Raw genomic sequence first — 20,046 nt, forward strand, 5'->3', positions numbered from 1 at the left:
ATCATATAGCCATGAGTTCACCCCGATCGACCTTTTTTTGCCACGGCCGCACAGGGAGCAGATGATGAGCACGCTACGCACCACCATGCTTCTGGCCGCGATGACGGCGCTGTTCATGGGCGTCGGCTTTCTGATCGGCGGCACCGGCGGCATGATGATCGCCTTCCTGGTCGCCGCGGGCACCAATCTGTTCAGCTACTGGAATGCCGACAAGATGGTGCTGTCGATGAACCGCGCCGTCGAGGTCAACGCGAAGAACGCGCCCGAATTCCACGCCATCGTCGAGGCGTTGGCCAAGCAGGCCGGCCTGCCGATGCCCAAGACCTATCTGATCGACAATCCGCAGCCGAACGCCTTCGCCACCGGCCGCAATCCCGAGAACGCCGCGGTCGCGGCCTCGACCGGGCTGCTGGAGCGCCTGTCGCATGAGGAGGTGGCGGCAGTCATGGCGCATGAGCTGGCCCACATCCAGCATCGAGACACGCTGACCATGACCATTGTCGCGACACTCGCCGGCGCCATCTCGATGCTCGGCAATTTCGCCTTCTTCTTCGGCGGCAGCCGCGACAACAACAACCCGTTCGGCTTTGTCGGCGTGCTGGTGGCGATGCTGGTCGCGCCCTTCGCCGCCATGATCGTGCAGATGGCGGTCAGCCGCACCCGCGAATACGAGGCCGACCGGCGCGGCGCCGAAATCGTTGGAAATCCGCTTTGGCTGGCATCAGCGCTTGACAAGATCGCCCGCGGCGCCGAACGCATCCGCAACCCGGATGCCGAACGCAATCCCGCGACCGCGCATCTCTTCATCATTAATCCTCTTCACGGCGAGCGAATGGACAGCCTGTTTTCGACCCACCCGAACACCGACAACCGCATCGCCGCGCTGCAGGCGATGGCGCGCGACATGGCAGGCCTCCAGCCGGCGCCGCGCCAGGCGCCGACGCCAGAGCCGATCGAAGAATTGCCGGCCGATGCCGAGCAAGGTCCGTGGGGTAAGGCAGCACGCCCCACGCAGCCGACCAAACCGGCCAAGCCGAAAGCCAATCCGTGGGGCCGCAATCCGACCGGACCCAAAGGTCCGTGGTCGTGAGCGGCGCCAGATCCCGGCCCGCACATTCAGGCGATCGCGAAAACAGCTCGGACGAATTCGTCGCCGGCCTCGCCGCGCGCAAGGCCGCGGCGCGGCTGCTGGCCGCCGTTATCGACGCCAAGACGCCGCTCGACGGGCTGACCGACCACGAGAACGGCCATCCGCAATACAAAGTGCTCGACCTGCGCGACCGCGGCCTGGTGCGCGCCATACTGGTGACCGCGCTGCGCTACCGCATGACCATTGCCGGGCTCCTCGCCCGCCGCCTTGAAAAGCCGCTGCCGCCCAACGCCACAGCTTTGTTGCACATCCTGCATGTTGCGGCGGCGCAGATCCTGTTCCTCGACATCCCCGACAGCGCCGCCGTCGATTTGGCTGTGACCCACGCCAAGTCGGACCCACGCACGCAGCGCTTTTCCGGCCTCGTCAACGGCGTGCTGCGCACTTTGGCGCGCGCCAAGGAGACCGAACTGCCTGCCGCTCTTGCCGCCACCGATGAGGCGCCAAAATGGTTCTCCGACCGGCTGAAGGCTGCCTATGGCGCCGAGATGACCAGACAGATCCTGGCGGCGCATCGCGTTGAGGCGCCGGTGGATTTCACGGTCAAGGCCGATCCCGAATTGTGGGCCGAAAAGCTCGGCGGCATCGTGCTGCCGACCGGCACGGTGCGAGTGGAAAAGCTCAGCGCCTCCGTCACCGAACTGCCGGGCTTCAGCGAAGGCGCATGGTGGGTCCAGGACGCCGCCGCCAGTTTTCCGGCGCGGCTGTTCGGCGATGTCAAAGGATTACGCGTCGCCGACCTCTGCGCCGCCCCCGGCGGCAAGACCGCTCAGCTTATCCTTGCCGGCGCCAAAGTCACCGCCTTGGACACCTCGAAGAACCGGCTGGCGCGGCTGACGCAGAACCTCGAACGGCTTGGGCTGTCCGCCGAGATCGTGCAGGCCGATCTGCTGAAATACCAGCCGGCGGAGCTTTTCGACGCCGTCCTGCTCGACGCGCCCTGCTCTTCCACCGGCACGGTTCGGCGCCACCCGGACGTGCCATGGACCAAGACGGCAGCCGACGTCGAAAAGCTAGCCGATCTGCAAGCAAAGCTGCTCGCCCGCGCCGTCACTTTGGTCAAACCGGGCGGCCGGATTGTTTTTTCCAACTGTTCGCTGGACCCGATCGAAGGCGAGGATCTGTATCGCGCCTTTCTGGCCGGCAGCAAGACCGTCGCCGACGATCCGCTGCAGCCCGGCGAAATCGCCGGCATCGACGCCTTCCTGACCCCGCAAGGCACGCTGCGCACCACACCCGCCGATCTTGACCTTGGTTCGCCAGGGGTTTCCGGCCTGGACGGCTTCTTCGCCGCCCGCATGCGACGACTGGCCTGACTCCGACGCGACGACATGCCTAAAGCATGTCGTCCAAGGACCAGTGCTTCCCCCACCTTGCATCGATCTCATCATCGATATTCTGGTAGCGGATATCGGTGGAGAGCCGGATACGCCCCTCCGCGCTCTGGTTGGTTGTCGAGGCGTGGATCATGTAGGGCGAGTGGAGGACGACATCGCCGGCCTCGAAATCCGCGATCAGCCAGCGTGTATCGAACCGCTCCGCCATGTCGGGCAGGTCCTTCGACACCCAGCCGCCCTCGCTCATGTTCCTGTTGTAGGCGCTGATGCGCTCCTGCGGGCTCAGCCCGGCATTGTCCCTGGCGAACCGGGCCTCCATGTCGAGGCCGATGGCGTGCGATCCCTCGAGATAGACCAGGCCGCCCATGTCGACGGGAACGTCGCCGATCGGGATCCAGGCAGTGACGATGCGGCTAGTGCCGCCGCGCAGATAGACGAGGTCGTAATGCGCCGGCGTCGCCACAGTGGTGCCCGGTTGGGTGAAACGCATGATCTTGCGCTTGTGCAAATAGGACAGCCCGCCGACGAACGCATCCATTAGCCGAGCCATCAGGGGCTGTGCGCAGAACCCTTCATAGGCGGTGGAGCGAACCAGCGCCATCAACCGGCGATCGGCGAGCTGACGGTCGAACGTGCCGGCCGCCAGGCCAAGCGCGGGATCGGACCCGGGCTGCAGCAAGCCGGTGTCGGCCAGATACGAAAACACCCAGCCGCGAAAATCCATGACGTCGCGGCGCGGCAGCATACCTTTCAGCCAGACATAGCCTTGCTCGGCAAGGAGGCCTCGAATGGCATCGATGCCGATCCCGGCGTCGGTCGGCACGAGATGACCCAACCGGTTCGGCGCCATCGATAATGTCTTGCCGTTGGCGTTCAGATCGATTGACGCAACAGGACTCCGTCGTTGCATGCCACCTGTTGAGCTAGACATTTCAGCCACCTGCGATTTTCCATCCTTAGCTGGAAATGCCATGCTGTTTGCACACTCGCCCATGGACGGAACGAAGCCATGGACTTTTCGCTCATGAACGATCTCTCTTACGCACTCTACAGATCCGCACCGGCCGCGGCCGGCGGCCTGTCGGTTACAGGGATTGGTCGGCATCGCGTCACGCAGGCGATCCAAGCGCGCAAATTGCCGGAATTCGCCGTGGTGCTGATTGAGAACGGTCAAGGCTGGCTTGAAACCAGGACTGCCGGCATGCAGACGATCCAAGCGCCGGCCCTGTTCTGGCTGCTTCCCGGGAGGATGCATTCCTACGGGCCGGACGCATCGGGCTGGCTCGAACGCTGGGCGCTCTTCGACGGCGCCTTGATACGCGATTTCACCCGGCTGCGGCTGATTGCCGAGGACGCCCCTGTCGTCCCCTTGCGCGACCTCGGCAAAATGCAGCGGCTGTTCGACAGGCTGCATGGTGAGCTGTCGCTCGATACGATGCTGAGCCAGGCAGAAGCCGCCGCCACGATGCATCGCATCGTCGTGCGTGCTGCCCGCCAGGCAATGGATTGGAACAGCCGTCAACGAAACCACAGCCTCCAGGATGCCGCCGACATGCAGCCCATCGTCGACGAATTGCGCCGCTGCGCGTGCGACCCGGTCGATCTCGATGCCTTCGCCGCGAAATTCTCGATGTCGCCGGCAACCTTGCGGCGCAGATTTGCGCGGGCAGCCGGCATGTCGCCCAAGGCCTTCCAACTGCGCACGAGGCTCGACCGCGCCAAACAGATGCTGGCCGCCTCCGATTCGCCCATCGAGTCCATTGCGGCCGCCGTCGGCATCCACGACGCCTTCTATTTCTCCCGTCTGTTTCGCGACCGCGAAAACTGTTCGCCCAGCGAATTTCGGTCTCGCCACAACCGCAAGTGAGTGCAGGATTGCCGGGCTTAAACCCGCGAAGCGCTTGACTTTTTTCGGGGTGGGTCGGTGGCCGGCAGCGTGAGGCGCTTCACGTCGGCGGAATTCGACTTCGCATAAGTTCTTGAATCATATAAGCTTGTGCTGGGGTACCGGAACATGATGCCGAAAAGTGTGACGCGGTTTTCGGGCGACAGCATGCTCTATCTCCAGGCGACGAGGAGGGGTTTTGGCACTGGCTGCCGGCAGCACGACACGTCTGTGGACGCTTGTCGCTAAGGAGTTTTGGCGCAAGACGCGCCGGCGCCTTCGCGCGGGGCCAGTTTATCGCTGGCGCTATTCCGGGCGCACGCCCGAACGCGTCCTGATTGCACCGCCCGACCTCAGGCTCGCCGATCCGCAGATCGCGCTCGAGATCTACTATGGCCGCTATCCGCTGTCGGGACATCTGGTCGAGACCGGCGGCAAATCGCCATTCCAGATCGATGTCGCCAATCGCGGCTGGGTGAAGACGCTGCACGGCTTTCGCTGGCTGCGCCATATGCGCGCCGCCGGCACCGAGCTGGCCGCCGCCAATGCACGCGCGCTTGTCTCCGACTGGATCGCCATGCATGGCAACCAGATTTCCGGCATAGCCTGGGAGCCCGGCACCACCGCCAAGCGAGTCATTGCCTGGTTGCAACACTCCTCGGTTGTCCTACAAGGGGCCGAATTTCCGTTCTATCGCGCCTTCCTGAAATCGCTCGCCGTGCAGATCCGCTATCTCCGCTCGATGGCGCGCGAGATGCCGGACGGCAAGGACAGGCTGCGCGCTCGTATCGCGCTTGCCTTCGCCGCGCTGTCGCTGCCGGCGCCGGCCTCGGCACTGCGCGGCGCCACCCGCAACCTGGCGGAAGAACTCGACCGCCAGATCCTTCCCGATGGCGGCCATATTTCGCGCAACCCGATGGCGGTGCTCGAATTGCTCGCCGATCTCCTGCCGCTGCGTCAGACCTATGCCAACCAGGCCGAAACGCCACCGGCCGCCCTGATGGGCGCCATCGACCGCATGCTGCCGGCGCTGCGCTTCTTCCGCCATCAGGATGGCAGCCTCGCCCGCTTCAACGGCATGGGCGCCACCATCCACGACCGTATAGCCACCATCTTGCGCCACGACGACACCGCCGGCGCGCCGCTGCTGCACGCGCCGCATTCCGGCTATGAGCGCCTGTCGATGGGCGGCGTGACGGTGATTGCCGATACCGGCCCGTCGCCGGCCGTCGATGTGTCCAACGCCGCGCATGCCGGGTGCCTGGCCTTCGAACTCTCGTCCGGTCGCCAGCATTATATCGTCAATGCCGGCATCGACACCTATGGCGCTGCCGAGTTCCGGCCGCTGGCCCGTGCCACCGCGGCGCATTCGACCGCCACCATCAACGACACCTCGTCGGCGCGGTTTTCCCATTCGCTGCGCGTCAACGACCTGCTCGGCTCACCCTTGCTCGGCGGCCCGCAGCATGTGCCTTGCAAGCGCATCGACCAGAAGGGCACGCAAGGCTTCATCGCCCGCCATGACGGCTATATGCAGCGCTTTGGCTTCCTGCATGAGCGCGAGCTGAAACTGTCGAGCGAGGGCAATGTGCTCGCCGGCAGGGATCGCTTCCTCCGCCCGGGCGGTGCGGCGATCCGCAACAATGGCCGCGACTTCGTCGTGGTGCGCTTCCACATCCACCCTGATATCAACCTTTTGCAGGACGAGCATGACCGCCTGGTGCTGACCGCCGACCAGGCCGACACATGGGTGTTCACCTGCACCGAAGTGGTGCCGGAGGTCGAGGAATCGATCTATTTCGCCGGCCTTGGCGGCCCGCGCCGCAGCCGCCAGATCGTGCTCGCCTTCAAGGCCTCGGAGATCGCCGAGGTGCATTGGCAGCTCACGCGCACCGGCATCGCCGGCTATCCCGAGAACAGCTGAGCGTCGTTGCCGGCGCCGGCTTGATCGAGCTTCCGGCTTGATTTCCTGACCTCATGTGCTACGGCCCGGCAACGCTCTCCAATCAGCCCTGAAAGGCCGCCAGCCCATGGCCGTCGCCGCCAAGAACATTCCGGCACCCGACCTCCTTCCGGTCCGCCGCGCCCTGCTTTCCGTCTTCGACAAGACCGGCCTGACCGACTTCGCCAAAGGGCTGGTCGCGGCCGGCGTCGAGCTGGTCTCGACCGGAGGTACGGCAAAGGCGATCGCCGAGGCGGGGCTGGCGGTGCGTGACGTCTCGGAACTGACAGGCTTTCCCGAGATCATGGACGGCCGCGTCAAGACGCTGCACCCGTCGGTGCATGGCGCACTGCTCGGCGTGCGCGACGATCCCGAACACGCCAAGGCGATGCACGATCACGGCATCGAGCCGATCGATCTGCTCGTCTCCAATCTCTACCCGTTCGAGGAGGTCCGCCGCTCCGGCGCCGACTATGCCGCTGTTGTCGAGAACATCGACATTGGCGGCCCGGCGATGATCCGCGCCTCGGCCAAGAACCATGCCTATGTCGCCATCGTCACCGATCCCGGCGATTATGCCTCGGTGCTGAACGCGCTAGAGATGAACATCGGCTCGCTGTCGCTGGATTTCCGCCAGAAGCTGGCGGCAAAGGCCTTTGCCCGCACCGCCAGCTACGATGCGGCGATCTCCGGCTGGTTCGCCGAAACGCTGGAGATCGAGCATCCGACCTGGCGCGCCTTCGGGGGCAGGCTGGAAAGTGTCATGCGCTATGGCGAGAACCCGCATCAGAGCGCCGGCTTCTATGTCAATGGCGACAAGCGGCCGGGGGTCGCCACGGCTCGCCAGTTGCAGGGCAAGCAGCTGTCCTACAACAACATCAACGACACCGATGCCGCCTTCGAGCTGGTGGGCGAGTTCGACCCCAACCGCTGCGCCGCCGTTGCCATCATCAAGCACGCCAACCCGTGCGGCGTCGCCGAGGACGCTTCGCTGGCTGCTGCCTATGCGAGAGCGCTGGCCTGCGACCCGGTTTCGGCCTTTGGCGGTATCGTCGCCATGAACCGCATCCTCGATGCGGAAGCGGCGCAGGAGATCGTAAAAACCTTCACCGAGGTGATCATCGCGCCGAACGCGTCGGAGGACGCTGTCCGCATCATCGCCGCCAAAAAGAATTTGCGACTGCTGGTCACCGGCGGTCTGCCCGATCCGCACGCCGGCGGCATCACTGTGAAATCCGTCGCCGGCGGCATGCTCGTCCAGGGCCGCGACAACGCGGTGGTCGACGATCTCGAGCTCAAGGTGGTGACCAAGCGCGCACCGAGTGCGGCCGAGATGGCCGACCTCAAATTCGCTTTCCGCATCGCCAAGCACGTCAAGTCGAACGCCATCGTCTATGCAAAAGACGGCGCTACCGTCGGCATCGGCGCCGGCCAGATGAGCCGCGTCGATTCCTCGCGCATCGCCGCCCGCAAGGCCCTCGACGCGGCGGAAGCAGCTGGCCTCGCGGAGCCGTTGACCAAGGGCTCGGTGGTCGCCTCCGACGCTTTCTTCCCTTTCGCCGACGGGCTGATCTCAGCCATCGAAGCCGGCGCCACGGCGGTGATCCAGCCCGGCGGCTCGATGCGCGACGACGACGTTATCGCCGCTGCCGACGCGCATGGCATTGCTATGGTGTTTACCGGCGTGAGGCATTTCAGGCATTGAGCGCCTCTGCCTTTTCCCACAAGGGGAGAAGGAAAAGTGCGGCGCTATTCCACCGGCTGATCCGCCGGGTACGGCGTCCAGATCAATATCGCGATCCCAACGCCCAGGAACAGCACGATGGCCGCCATGCCGAGCCGCGCCGAGCCGCTGGCGAGCGTGATCGACGCCACCATGAACGGCGCCAGGAAACTCGTCGCCCGTCCGGCCAGCGCATAGATGCCGAAATAGCGGCCGGACTCGGCTGCGGTGACGCTGCGCGCCATGTAGGAGCGTGACGACGCCTGCACCGGTCCGAACGCCAGCCCTATCAGCAGGCCATAGAAAATGTAGGCCTTTTCCGCCGCCGTGCCGAACAGGCCGCCACTATCGGCTCCCGGCATCATCCAGGCGCCGAACAATGTGTAGCCTGGCCCGGTCGAAACGATGCCGATGGTGGCGATGCTGAGCAGGACGAGCGAAATCATCACGATGGTCTTGGAGCCAAGCGCGGTGTCCAGCCATGCGGCAACCAGGCAGCCGACGATGGCGACGACGTTGAGGATAATGCCGAACATGCCGATCTCAGTGATCGACCAGTGGAACATCGCTGCCGCAAAGGTGCCGCCCAAAGCGAGCAGCGCATTGACGCCGTCCTGATAAATCATGCGGGCGACAAGGAAGCGGAAGATGCCTTTGCGCCGGCGCACTTCAGTCAGCGTCGACTTCAGTTCCGACAGCCCCTCGCGCACCGCGGGCCCGATCGGAATCCCCTTGATGGCGTCCGGCGTAAAGAAGAACATCGGCAGGATGAACAGGAAATACCAGCCGGCCGACAGCGGCCCGGTGGCGCGCGCGTCCTCGCCGAGTTTCGGGTCGAGCCCAAAGAGCGGGTCGATGCCGATGATCGTCTTGCCGGTCTCCGGCGAACCCGCAAGACAGGCGACAACAAAGATCAGCGCGATCATGCCGCCGAGATAACCAAGTCCCCAGGCAATGTTGGAGACGTGGCCGATCTCGCTCTTCGGCACCAGGCGCGGCATCATCGAATCGTTGAACACGGTCGAGAATTCCGCCGCGACCGAAGCGAGAGAAAAGAACAGCACCACCAGGAAAAGGTTCGAGCCGGGAGCGGCGAACCATAGCAGGCAAAGGCTGATGATCTTGATCGAGGCGAAGAACGCAATCCACGGCTTGCGCGGCCCGGTCTGGTCGGCAATCGAGCCGAGGATGGGAGACAGCACGGCAATGACCAGGCCCGCAACAGCGATGCCGTAGCCCCAGGCCGCCTGGCCTGAGACCGGATCGCTCGCCATGCGCGAGACGAAATAAGGCCCGAAGATGAAGGTGGTGACGACGGTGAAAAACGGCTGCGCCGCCCAGTCGAAGAACATCCATCCCCAGATGCCGTGCCCGGATGCCCGCTGCACTGTTTCTACCGCCGCCATGATGATTCCCCCGGGACACCGCGCTTGTCGGATGCCATGTCTGCATGTTTCGAATGCTCATGCAAACCGCCAAAGATTCGCGCTGCCCCTCACCTGGATGTCGCCGCTGTCTACCTGCATAGAGACGCGAAGAAAGGCGCCGCGCCTCTACCTCCCCCTTGTGGGGACGTCGGACCGAAGGTCCGGGTGGGGTCGGTGCCGCACCCCCACCCCGCTGCTTCGCAGCGACCCTCCCCACAAGGGGGAGGGTAAAGTCCCGAGCCTCACATCCCCGTCAGATCGCTCATCAGCCCCGAAGCCACCGACAGCCTGGACACGGTGATATCCCCGCCTTCGGTCAGCGCCTGCAGCCGCTCGCGGATGCGCGCCACGCGCTCGCCTCCGGCTTCCAGCCAGGCCGCCACAGGATCCGCCGTCCCGGCATGGCCGGCGAGAGCCGCCACCGCAATGCCGCGCCGCGCCGCGCCGATCGTGTCGGTGGCGCGCGACAGCGCCAGCTGGTCGTAATAGTCCGACGGCGTGATTGAACGCGCCGCCTCTTCGACGCGCGGAATGCGGAAGGCATCGCTGACGGCGAAGAACGCCTTGGCCGAGGCGACGACGTCGGCATTGGCCGTGCGCGCCGTCAGTGCGATGTCGGGGATCAGTCCCGCCACATCGGCCATTGCCAGCTGCCCGGCGAGCTTTTCGGGGGCGCCGGCCTTGAACAGGCCATACCGCCTCTCCTCGACCCGCTCGCGCGAGAAGGCCGGTAGCAGCGAGAGCAGCTTCGGCTCCAGCGCCATGCGCGCCTCTTGCAGTTCGGCAATGCGCTGGCCGAGCGCTGCGGTGCCGGCATCGTTCTTCAGATACCAGCCGCTGGTCACGAAGATAAGCCGGCTGACGGACTGGTAGAGATCGAGCTGCGCCTGGCCGTCGATGTGGCTGTCCAGCGCATCGATCTCCTGATAGAGCGCCGGCAACGCGAAGCCGTCGCGCACCACGGCGAAGGTGCGCACCACGTCGGCCGCGCTGCGCCCCGTGGCTTCCTGCAGCCGGTTGACGAATGACGGTCCGCCGCGATTGACGAGATCGTTGGCGACGACGCGGGCGATGATTTCGCGGCGCAGCCGGTGGCCATGGATCTCGGCCGCATATTTCTTCGCCATCCGGTCAGGGAAATAGCCCATCAGATCGCGGTCGAAATGCGCGTCGTCAGGCACGTCGCTGGCGACGATGTCGGAAAACAGCACGATCTTGGCATAGGCGAGCAGCACGCCAAGCTCCGCCCGGGTCAGCGGCTCGCCACGCGCCTCGCGCTCGGCAAGGGCGGCCGGCGACGGCAGCGTCTCGACAGCGCGGTCGAGCAGGCCCCAAGCCTCCAGCGCCGCCATGAACCGGCTCTGGTGCGCAATGTCGGCAAGGCCGCGCTTGCGGGCGATGGAAAGCGCCAGCGTCTGTTCGTAATTGTTGGACAGCACGAGGCCGGCGACCTCGTCGGTCATCTCGGCCAGCAGCTTGTTGCGCGCCGGCCGGGTCAGCGATCCCTTGCGCATGGCGGACGCCAGCGCGATCTTGATGTTGACCTCGACGTCGGAGCAGTTGACGCCGCCGGAATTGTCGATGGCATCGGAGTTGCAGCGACCGCCATTCATGCCGAATTCGATGCGGGCACGCTGCGTGACGCCGAGATTGGCGCCCTCACCGATCACTTTGGCCCGCACATCGAGCGCGGTGATGCGGATGGCGTCATTGGCGCGGTCGCCGACTTCGGCATTGGTTTCGCCCGAGGCCCGTAAATACGTGCCGATGCCGCCGAACCACAGAAGGTCGACGTTCGCCTTGAGGATGGCGGTCATGATCTCGGCCGGTGTCGCGGTGGTCTTGGCGAGGCCAATCGCCGCCGCCGCTGCCGCAGGCAGCGTGATCGACTTCTGGCTGCGCGAGACGATGACGCCGCCTTCCGACAGCTTGGTCTTGTCATAGTCCTGCCAGGACGAACGCGGCAGCGCGAACATGCGCTCGCGCTCCGCCATCGACGCCACCCTGTCTGGATCGGGATCGATGAAGATGTCGCGATGGTCGAAGGCGGCGATCAGCCTGGTCTGCGGCGACAAGAGCATGCCGTTGCCGAACACGTCGCCCGACATGTCGCCGACGCCGACGACGGTGAAGGGGGTGGTCTGGATGTCGCGGTTGATCTCGCGGAAATGCCGCTTGACCGCTTCCCAGGCACCCTTGGCGGTGATGCCCATCTTCTTGTGGTCGTAGCCGGCCGAGCCGCCGCTGGCGAAGGCATCGTCGAGCCAGAAACCGTGTTTCTCCGAAATGGCATTGGCGGTGTCGGAGAAGGTTGCCGTGCCCTTGTCGGCGGCGACGACAAAGTAGGGGTCGTCAGGATCGCGCCTGACGACACCGGCTGGGGGTATGACGCCATCGAGGCCGATGTTGTCGGTGATCGACAGCAGGCTGGAAACGAAATTCTTGTAGGCCGAGGTGCCGGCCTCGAAGATGGCGTCGCGGCCGGCGCTCATCGGCAGCTTCTTCGGATAGAAGCCGCCCTTGGCGCCGACCGGCACGATGACGGCGTTCTTGACCTGTTGCGCCTTCACCAGGCCGAGCACCTCGGTGCGGTAATCCTGGGCGCGGTCCGACCAGCGCAGGCCGCCGCGCGCAACCGGGCCGAAGCGCAGATGCACGCCTTCGACCTCGGAACCGTAGACGAAGATCTCGCGCCACGGCCGCGGCGCCGGCAATCCTTCGACCGCCTGCGAATCGAGCTTGATCGCCAGTGACTGGCCCCGCTCCTTCGTTCCCGCAACGAAATGGTTGGTGCGCAACGAGGCTTCGATCAGGTTGAGATAGCGGCGGATGATGGTGTCGTCATCAATGTTAGGGACTTCCTCCAGCGCGTCCTTGATCTTGGCCTTGAGGTGCTTGGCGGCGATGACGCCTTCCGTCTCGGCGGTCGGGCCGAGACGAGCGACGAACAGTGCATGCAGGCCGCGCGCAATGTCGGGATAGCGGTTGAGCGCGGCCGCGATGAAATCCTGGCTCTGCGGGATACCGGCTTGCTGCAGGTAGCGGCCATAGGCGCGCAGAATGCTGACTTCGCCCGACCACAAGCCGGCGGTCTGGGCAAGCCCGTTATAGCTGTCATTGTCGATGTCGCCGCGCCAGACCGACAGGAACGCGTCCTCGAACAGCGCGCCGCCATCGCTGAGGTCGATCGGCTTGCCGTAGCTGTTCTCCAGCTCCATGTCGTGGACGAAGACGGTGTCGCCGCCGTCCTCGCCAACCTCGAAGGTGCGCTCGCTGATGACGCGGAAGCCGATGTTTTCCAGCACCGGCACGCGACGCGACAGCGCTACCGGGCTGCCGTGGTGGTAGATCTTCAGCGCTGCCTGATGCGGTTTCTGCTCGGCATGGCGGTAATAGTCGATGGCGATCGGGTTGGCGGTGCTGATGCCGGCGATGCGCCCCGCATCCTTCAGCGCGACGGCCGCGCTGAAGGAATCGCGATAGCTCTCAGGCAGACGCGCGGCGATCGCCTTCAGCGATGGATCGCCGCCGACGGCTTCCGCAGCTTCGGCCAGCGCGTCGTCCCAGGTTCGCACGATGTCGCGGATCGCCGCTTCGATCACCGCCTGCTCGACCTTCGGCGTCTTGCCGCCGGAGCGGCCGATGATGAAATGCACACGCGCCAGCCCGCCCTCGGGGAAAGCCGGATAGTAAGCCGACAAACGGCCTTCGAAGACGGTCTTGAGATAGGTGCCGATCTTCTCGCGCACGACGCTGTCATAGCGGTCGCGCGGCACGAAGACGAGGATCGAGACGAAGCGGTCGAACTGGTCGGCGCGCACCAGCGCCCGCACCCGCGGCCGCTCGACCAGGCCGAGAATGGCCGCGGCGTGCTTCTTCAGGATCGGCACCGGCACCTGGAACAGTTCGTCGCGCGGATAGCTCTCCAGAACGTTGATCAGTGCCTTGCCGGAATGGTCGTGCCGGTCAAAGCCGGACTTGGCGATGATGGTCTCGGCCTTTGACCTCAGATACGGGATTTTCATCACCGAGCGCGTGTAGGCAGTCGAGGTGAATAGGCCGACCATGCGCAACTCGCCGGCAAGCGTGCCCTTGGCGGTGTAGGTTTTGACGCCGATATAATCGAGATAAATGCGGCGGTGCACCAGCGACTTGGCGTTGGCCTTGGTGACGATCAGCGGCTCCGGCCCATGCAGGAAGGCGCGGATTTCGGGCGTCGTCGTCACCGCCTCGGTGCCGCGCCGGAGCACCAGCACATCCGGGTCGGCGAGGATGCCGAGACCGGGTTTGTCGGCGCGCTCTAGATTGCCGCTCTCCGCGCCGCCGGAATATTTGAACTCGCGCATGCCAAGGAAAGTGAAATTGTCGTCGCGCAGCCATTCAAGGAAGGCGATGGCCTCGGCAACGCTCTTCTTGTCGAGCGGCACGGCGGAATAGCGGAATTCGGAAATCGCCTGGTCGAGACGGGCGAGCATCGGCTTCCAGTCGCTGACGGCGGCGCGCACCTGGTTGAGCATCTTGCGCAGGCGGTCGGCCAGCGCGTCGGCCTGCTCCGCCGTCAGGCGCGGAATATGGACATGGACGACGCTCAGGCGGTCGTGATTGCCATCGTCCTTGAGGGCGCTGCCGTCGCCGAGGATCTCGTCGACGCCGGCCTTGCCGTGACGCACGACGATGACCGGATGGGTGACCAAAGTCGGTTCGCCGGCAGTTTCTGTGATCTCGCCGAGGATCGAATCGAACAGGAACGGCATGTTGTCGTTGACGACGGTGATGATCGTCATCGGGCGGCCCTCGCGGGAGACGCCCGACCCGGCATCGACGGCGACGACACTTTGGCCCTTCTTGTGGGCGGCGACCGCACGTCCTGCCAGGTCGGCGGCTCGCTCCAGGTCGGCGGCGTCATAGGCGGCAATGTCTTCGGCCGGCGCGCGGGCCAGCAGATAGTCGGCGAGCCTGGCCGGCTTCCCGTCGGGTTTCACCCCGGCAGTGGCTGTTTTCTTCGGCTTAGCTGCGGATTTCACGCTCGCCATGTTGTCCTCCCGTCACATGCTTTTACGACTATGGTAGCAGATGACCGCTGTTTGGCGACAAAGGTTTGACGGCTCGATAAGAATTACAGGAATTCGACGGTCAGGCGGCGGTGAACGAGGAGGAAGACCCCATGTCCGGCAAAATCAGCGCACTTGACTTGGGTATCGCGGAACTGAGCGAGGCGACAAAAGCCTATTTCGCCAAATGCGAGGAAAAGCTCGGCCTGGTTCCCAACGTGCTTCTTGCCTATGCCTTCGACGAGAAGAAGCTGCGCGCCTTTACCGAAACCTACAATGATCTGATGCTGGGTGAATCCGGCCTGTCGAAGCTGGAACGGGAGATGATCGCGGTCGTCGTCTCCTCGATCAACCATTGCTATTATTGCCTGACCGCGCATGGCGCGGCGGTGCGCCAGATCTCCGGCGATCCGGCTCTCGGCGAGATGATGGTGATGAACTTCCGCGCTGCCAATCTTTCACCGAAACAGACGGCGATGCTCGAATTCGCCGTCAAGCTGACGGAAGAGCCGGCAAAGATCGTCGAGGCGGACAGGGAAGCACTGCGCAACGCCGGCTTCACCAACCGCGACATCTGGGACATCGCCTCGACCGCCGCCTTCTTCAACATGTCGAACCGCGTGGCGGCGGCCATCGACATGCGGCCGAACGACGAATACCAGCCATGGCGAGGTGAAAGTTTCCTTCTCCTCATAGGAGAGGTCAACGCGCCGCGATGGCCCCGGCAGCGCCGGCCATCGTCGTGGCGCTGATTCGGTTGGCGATCTTCATGGCGCGCCTGCTTTTGAGCAGCTTGCGCGCTTGTGAGGCCGCGACGACCCAGGCGAGATCGATGGCGATCAGAACCACCGCCATCGTCGCCGTCAGTTCGACCCAGCCGATGACACTCACCGAAGCGAGGTCGATGATCGTCGGCAGCAGCGCCAGATAGAACATCATGATCTTGGGATTGCCGAGCGTCACCGCCATGCCGGCAAAGAACAGTTTTGCCGGCGAATCCTCGCGCGGCATCTCGCCTTCTTTTGCGTCGACAGGTGCGGTCCACATCTTGAAGGCGAGGTAGGCGAGGTAAGCGACGCCGATCCATTTCACGACGACGAAGGCGAAATGGAAGGTCTGCGCCACGACCGCCAGCCCGAACACCGCCAGCGACAGCCAGATGGCCTCGCCGATCCACATGGCGAGCAGGAACGGAAACACGTCACGAAAGCCCTTCGAGATGACGCGGGCAACCAGTGCGGCGATCGATGGGCCGGGCGAGCCGGCGGCAACGAAGAGAGCGGCGGCGAAGATCAGCAGCGAGGTGAGGTGCATGGCGGAGCCTTCGAGCGTTGGATGGCAAATGATATCCGGTCGGCGTCAATTTGGCACCCCTCTGCCTGATGGGCCAACGAACGCGACACATTTCGGAGATCGGACTTGCCCGTGCCAGCGGTTTGAGAAAGGATCGCGGCCGTGAAATCAATCGTTATCCACGCCGCAAAAGACCTGCGCATCGAAGAGACCGATTCGGGCGCGCCTGGCGCCGGACAGGTCGAAATATCGGTCGAGGCCGGCGGCATCTGCGGCTCGGACCTGCACTATTACAATCATGGCGGCTTCGGCGTGGTGCGCCTGCGCGAGCCGATGATTCTGGGACATGAGATCGCCGGCACGGTGAAGGTGCTTGGCGCCGGCGTCTCCAGCCTCGCTGTCGGCGACCGCGTCGCGATTTCGCCCAGCCGGCCCTGCAATGCGTGCCGGTACTGCCTGCAGGGCGTGCAGAACCAATGCCTCAACATGCGATTCTACGGCAGCGCCATGCCGATGCCACATATACAGGGCGCCTTCCGCCAGCGCCTCGTCGCCGAGGCCTGGCAGTGCCACAAGATCGCCGACCATGTCTCCATCAACGAAGCCGCCTTTGCCGAGCCGTTCGCGGTAACGCTGCATGCCGTCAACCGCGCCGGTTCGCTGCTCGGCAAGCGGGTTCTGGTCACCGGCAGCGGGCCGATCGGTGCGCTCAGCATCCTTGCCGCACGCGTCCACGGCGCGCGTGAGATCGTCGTCACCGATGTCATGGACGCGGTTCTGGCCAAGGCCAACGAGATCGGCGCCGACCGCACCATCAATGTCGCCACAGATGCCGACAAGCTCGCTGGCTACAATGTCGAGAAGGGCAGTTTCGACGTCATGTTCGAATGCTCCGGCAATGAGCGCGCGGTGCGAGCCGGGCTCGATGTGCTGAAGCCGCGCGGGGTGCTCGTGCAGCTCGGCCTAGGCGGCGACATGTCGCTGCCTCAGAATCTCATCGTCGCCAAGGAGATCGAAATGCGCGGCTCCTTCCGTTTCCACGACGAGTTCGCGCTGGCCGTCGATCTGATCAACAACCGTCGCGTCGACGTCAAGCCGCTGCTGACCGGCATCTATCCAATGGACGAGGCGGTTGCGGCTTTCGAGATCGCCGGCGACCGCAACAAATCGATGAAGGTACAGATCGCCTTCGCCTGAGCAGGGCGAGACACCCTATGAACCTTGCCCGCTCGGCATCTTGCCGCTAGAAGAACCGTCCCGACATTCATTTCGAGCTTCATTTTGCCTCAGTAACCGCCGGTCTCGCCAACTCCCCTGATCACACTTGGCAGGGCGCCGCATTAAGCGGTGCCTGCTCCATTTCACGTGTTCCTCAGGCGGCGGTTCGAGACCGGTTTGGCACTGCTGAACCGTTGTCGCGCGCTTTGCCGCCCGTGACAGCTGATTTCCGACATAGCTAGCTCTCGCCACGCCGTGCCCGCATGGGCATCTCGCCATTGCCGACCTGAAGAACTTCCACACTGGAAGGTCTTCCGGCTTGTCCCAACATCTCGCTATCCACTGGGCAATCACGCCCGAAATCGCGCCTCGACCCCTGGTCCACTGCAACCGCTGCAGCGCCGTGAAAGCCTATCGCTGCAGCGACAAATTCCGCGTCAACGCCAATGGCAAACGCATTGATGTCTGGCTGATCTATCGCTGCATCGACTGCGACAATTCGTGGAATTTCGGCATTTTCGAACGCTGCAACCGCCGCGACATCGAACTCGCGCTGCTGGCAGCCGCTCGAAAGCAACGATCCGGCCCTCGCCCGCCGCCATGCCTTCGATGTCGTGGCTTTGCGAAACCGGGTCGGCCGCGTCGAGGAGTTTCTCGATGTCGCCGTTCACAAACACCGGCTCGGCGGCGAAGGCCGACCCGCAGCCGCGCTTGAAATCAGGCTTGGGCTGGAAATGCCGACATCGCTGCGGCTCGACCGTCTGCTCGCCGGCGAACTCGGCATCTCCCGATCAAGGCTTCAGGCGCTGGAGGAGAAACGATTGCTGGTTGTTGTTCCCGAAGGCGCCAGAGCTTTGCGCAAGCCGGCCCGCGACGGCACGGCGATTCGCATTGACCTGGCCGACGAGCCGGATCGTGAAGCCATCATTTCGGCTGCCGTGGGTGAATGACAAGAGGGGCGAAGCACCGGTGCTTCGCCCCTCTCGATCTAGACAATCAGACGATTACGCCGCGCCCACAACCTTGGCCGACTTCTCGAAGCGCTTGCGCTCGTTCGGGTCGAGATAGAGCTTGCGCAGGCGGATGGTCTTGGGCGTCACCTCGACCAGCTCGTCGTCCTGGATCCAGGCCAGCGCGCGCTCCAGCGTCATGCGGATCGGCGGCGTCAGCTTCACCGCCTCGTCCTTGCCGGCGGCGCGGATGTTGGTCAGCTTCTTGCCCTTCAGCACGTTCACTTCGAGGTCGTTGTCACGGCTATGGATGCCGATGATCATGCCCTGATAGACCTTGACGCCCGGGTCGATGACCATCGGGCCGCGGTCTTCGAGGTTCCACATGGCATAGGCCACTGCCTCGCCCTGTTCGTTGGAGATCAGCACGCCGTTGGTGCGGCCCGGCAGTTCGCCCTTGTAGGGCTGGTAGGCGTGGAACAGCCGGTTCATCACGGCGGTGCCGCGCGTGTCGGTCAACAGTTCCGACTGGTAGCCGATCAGTCCGCGCGTCGGCGCGTGGAAGACGATGCGCTGACGGTTGCCGCCCGAAGGCCGCAGCTCGACCATCTCGGCCTTGCGCTCCGACATCTTCTGCACGACGATGCCGGCGTGCTCCTCGTCGACGTCGATGACGACTTCCTCGACCGGCTCCAGCAATTCACCGTTCTCGCCCTTCTGCATGACGACGCGCGGACGCGACACGGCGATTTCAAAGCCTTCGCGGCGCATCGTCTCGATCAGCACGGCCAGCTGCAATTCGCCGCGGCCGGAAACGAAGAACGAATCCTTGTCGGGCGATTCCTCGATCTTGAGCGCGACATTGCCTTCGGCTTCTCGCAGCAGGCGGTCGCGGATGACGCGGCTGGTCACCTTGTCGCCTTCAGTGCCGGCGAGCGGCGAATCATTGACCAGGAAAGACATGGTCACGGTCGGCGGATCGATCGGTTGCGCATGCAACGCCTCGGTCACCGCCAGGTCGCAGAACGTGTCGGCGACGGTGCCTTTGGACAGGCCGGCAATGGCGACGATGTCACCCGCCTGCGCCTCTTCGATCGGCTGGCGCTCGAGGCCACGGAAAGCGAGGATCTTGGAGATGCGGCCGGTTTCGATCTGGGTGCCGTCATGGTGCAGCACCTTGACCGCCTGGTTGGACTTCAGCGTGCCGCTCTCGATACGGCCGGTAATGATGCGGCCGAGGAATGGATTGGCTTCCAGGATGGTGCCGATCATGCGGAACGGGCCGGGATGAACGGTCGGCTCCGGCACATGCTTGATGACGAGGTCGAACAGCGGCGCCAGGCCCTGGTCCTTCGGGCCTTCCGGATTTTCCGAGACCCAGCCATCGCGGCCAGAACCGTAGAGGATCGGGAAGTCGAGCTGCTCGTCGGTGGCGTCAAGCGCTGCAAACAGGTCGAACACCTCGTTGACCACTTCGACGTGGCGGGCGTCCGGACGGTCGATCTTGTTGATGACGACGATCGGCTTCAGGCCGACCTTGAGCGCCTTGCCGACGACGAACTTGGTCTGCGGCATGGGGCCTTCGGCGGCGTCGACCAGCACGATCGCCGAATCCACCATCGACAGGATGCGCTCGACCTCACCGCCGAAATCGGCGTGGCCGGGCGTGTCGACGATGTTGATGCGGGTGTCCTTCCAGTCGACCGAGGTCGCCTTGGCCAGGATGGTGATGCCGCGTTCCTTTTCGAGGTCGTTGGAATCCATGGCGCGCTCGGCGACGCGCTGATTGTCGCGGAAGGAACCGGATTGCCGCAGCAATTGGTCGACGAGGGTGGTTTTTCCATGGTCGACGTGCGCGATGATCGCGATATTACGAATTTTCATTTTGTGGTCTCGGGAGCGTTGCAGGCAGCAGGCCAGAAGGCGCCGCCTCTTTCGGTTGCGCGGCTCATACAGGGTTTTTCGCAATTGCGAAAGAGGAGGCGCACCACCAAATACTCATCAAATCTTAAGCATCTCGGTGTGAGATGGTTTTGTTAACCAAGGCGGGAACCTTTCTGGGCCCGGGTA

General features: G+C 64.2%; 14 protein-coding genes and 1 pseudogene. 9 read left to right on the top strand and 6 right to left on the bottom strand.

Features of this window, described 5'->3' with window-relative positions:
- Window positions 1-64 precede the first annotated feature (64 nt).
- Window positions 65-1,090 (top strand): zinc metalloprotease HtpX, encoded by a 1,026-nt coding sequence (gene htpX / locus NKI64_RS03310; protein WP_352666475.1) that lies wholly within the window; start codon window positions 65-67, stop codon window positions 1,088-1,090.
- The gene (locus NKI64_RS03315) at window positions 1,081-2,466 is read left to right on the top strand and encodes an RsmB/NOP family class I SAM-dependent RNA methyltransferase (RefSeq protein ID WP_352666477.1); all 1,386 of its coding nucleotides are present in this window, start codon (window positions 1,081-1,083) and stop codon (window positions 2,464-2,466) included. Before htpX ends, NKI64_RS03315 begins: the two co-directional genes overlap by 10 nt.
- A gap of 19 nt (window positions 2,467-2,485) precedes the next feature.
- Here NKI64_RS03315 and NKI64_RS03320 read toward each other — a convergent pair whose 3' ends face one another.
- A complete protein-coding gene (locus tag NKI64_RS03320) occupies window positions 2,486-3,337 on the bottom strand; it encodes a phytanoyl-CoA dioxygenase family protein (protein WP_488473743.1) in 852 nt (283 codons plus the stop codon).
- Window positions 3,338-3,496: 159 nt separating this feature from the next.
- On the opposite strand from NKI64_RS03320, the gene NKI64_RS03325 reads away from it, so the two are divergent.
- From NKI64_RS03325 to purH, 3 genes are all read left to right on the top strand, one after another.
- Window positions 3,497-4,354: a helix-turn-helix transcriptional regulator gene (locus tag NKI64_RS03325; RefSeq protein ID WP_488473620.1), complete on the top strand. Its 858-nt coding sequence runs from the start codon at window positions 3,497-3,499 to the stop codon at window positions 4,352-4,354.
- 217 nt (window positions 4,355-4,571) lie between these two features.
- Window positions 4,572-6,296, top strand: coding sequence for a heparinase II/III family protein (locus NKI64_RS03330; protein WP_023693200.1), 1,725 nt, complete (start codon window positions 4,572-4,574; stop codon window positions 6,294-6,296).
- A gap of 106 nt (window positions 6,297-6,402) precedes the next feature.
- Complete coding sequence (gene purH, locus NKI64_RS03335) at window positions 6,403-8,019, top strand: bifunctional phosphoribosylaminoimidazolecarboxamide formyltransferase/IMP cyclohydrolase (RefSeq protein WP_023752666.1); 1,617 nt, start codon at window positions 6,403-6,405, stop codon at window positions 8,017-8,019.
- Window positions 8,020-8,063: 44 nt separating this feature from the next.
- Here the strand turns inward: purH and NKI64_RS03340 are convergent, their stop codons facing one another.
- Both NKI64_RS03340 and NKI64_RS03345 read right to left on the bottom strand, forming a co-directional pair.
- Entirely contained in the window at window positions 8,064-9,443 is a 1,380-nt protein-coding gene (locus NKI64_RS03340) for an MFS transporter (protein ID WP_023750353.1), read from the bottom strand.
- Between the two features lie 263 nt (window positions 9,444-9,706).
- Window positions 9,707-14,497 (bottom strand): NAD-glutamate dehydrogenase, encoded by a 4,791-nt coding sequence (locus NKI64_RS03345; RefSeq protein ID WP_352666480.1) that lies wholly within the window; start codon window positions 14,495-14,497, stop codon window positions 9,707-9,709.
- A 131-nt stretch (window positions 14,498-14,628) separates the two neighbouring features.
- On the opposite strand from NKI64_RS03345, the gene NKI64_RS03350 reads away from it, so the two are divergent.
- Window positions 14,629-15,267, top strand: a complete 639-nt coding sequence (locus tag NKI64_RS03350; RefSeq protein WP_352666482.1) for a peroxidase-related enzyme — start codon at window positions 14,629-14,631, stop codon at window positions 15,265-15,267.
- On the opposite strand, the gene NKI64_RS03355 is transcribed toward NKI64_RS03350, so the two are convergent.
- Window positions 15,218-15,829, bottom strand: a complete 612-nt coding sequence (locus NKI64_RS03355; protein ID WP_023681421.1) for a LysE family translocator — start codon at window positions 15,827-15,829, stop codon at window positions 15,218-15,220. The genes NKI64_RS03350 and NKI64_RS03355 overlap by 50 nt on opposite strands.
- A 141-nt stretch (window positions 15,830-15,970) precedes the next feature.
- On the opposite strand from NKI64_RS03355, the gene NKI64_RS03360 reads away from it, so the two are divergent.
- A complete protein-coding gene (locus NKI64_RS03360; RefSeq protein WP_023750351.1) occupies window positions 15,971-17,005 on the top strand; it encodes an L-idonate 5-dehydrogenase in 1,035 nt (344 codons plus the stop codon).
- Between the two features lie 259 nt (window positions 17,006-17,264).
- On the opposite strand, the gene NKI64_RS03365 is transcribed toward NKI64_RS03360, so the two are convergent.
- Window positions 17,265-17,603 (bottom strand): hypothetical protein, encoded by a 339-nt coding sequence (locus tag NKI64_RS03365; RefSeq protein ID WP_352666624.1) that lies wholly within the window; start codon window positions 17,601-17,603, stop codon window positions 17,265-17,267.
- Here NKI64_RS03365 and NKI64_RS03370 point away from each other — a divergent pair.
- Both NKI64_RS03370 and NKI64_RS03375 read left to right on the top strand, forming a co-directional pair.
- The gene (locus tag NKI64_RS03370) at window positions 17,511-17,741 is read left to right on the top strand and encodes a hypothetical protein (RefSeq protein ID WP_352666619.1); all 231 of its coding nucleotides are present in this window, start codon (window positions 17,511-17,513) and stop codon (window positions 17,739-17,741) included. The genes NKI64_RS03365 and NKI64_RS03370 overlap by 93 nt on opposite strands.
- Window positions 17,635-17,976 (top strand): annotated as a pseudogene (locus NKI64_RS03375) (DUF1062 domain-containing protein); the annotation flags it as partial. The gene NKI64_RS03370 and the pseudogene NKI64_RS03375, both read left to right, overlap by 107 nt.
- 54 nt (window positions 17,977-18,030) lie before the next feature.
- Here NKI64_RS03375 and typA read toward each other — a convergent pair.
- The gene (typA, locus tag NKI64_RS03380; RefSeq protein ID WP_023681424.1) at window positions 18,031-19,860 is read right to left on the bottom strand and encodes a translational GTPase TypA; all 1,830 of its coding nucleotides are present in this window, start codon (window positions 19,858-19,860) and stop codon (window positions 18,031-18,033) included.
- Window positions 19,861-20,046: the final 186 nt, after the last annotated feature.

Source organism: Mesorhizobium sp. M0478, assembly GCF_040321305.1.
In the GTDB taxonomy this organism is placed as follows: Bacteria; Pseudomonadota; Alphaproteobacteria; order Rhizobiales; family Rhizobiaceae; genus Mesorhizobium.

Coding starts and splice junctions, on each gene's coding strand:
- htpX (WP_352666475.1), top strand. CDS start 65: ATGAGCACGCTACGCACCACCATGCTTCTGGCCGCGATGACGGCGCTG.
- NKI64_RS03320 (WP_488473743.1), bottom strand. CDS start 3,337: ATGGCGCCGAACCGGTTGGGTCATCTCGTGCCGACCGACGCCGGGATC.
- NKI64_RS03325 (WP_488473620.1), top strand. CDS start 3,497: ATGGACTTTTCGCTCATGAACGATCTCTCTTACGCACTCTACAGATCC.
- purH (WP_023752666.1), top strand. CDS start 6,403: ATGGCCGTCGCCGCCAAGAACATTCCGGCACCCGACCTCCTTCCGGTC.
- NKI64_RS03340 (WP_023750353.1), bottom strand. CDS start 9,443: ATGGCGGCGGTAGAAACAGTGCAGCGGGCATCCGGGCACGGCATCTGG.
- NKI64_RS03345 (WP_352666480.1), bottom strand. CDS start 14,497: ATGGCGAGCGTGAAATCCGCAGCTAAGCCGAAGAAAACAGCCACTGCC.
- NKI64_RS03350 (WP_352666482.1), top strand. CDS start 14,629: ATGTCCGGCAAAATCAGCGCACTTGACTTGGGTATCGCGGAACTGAGC.
- NKI64_RS03355 (WP_023681421.1), bottom strand. CDS start 15,829: ATGCACCTCACCTCGCTGCTGATCTTCGCCGCCGCTCTCTTCGTTGCC.
- typA (WP_023681424.1), bottom strand. CDS start 19,860: ATGAAAATTCGTAATATCGCGATCATCGCGCACGTCGACCATGGAAAA.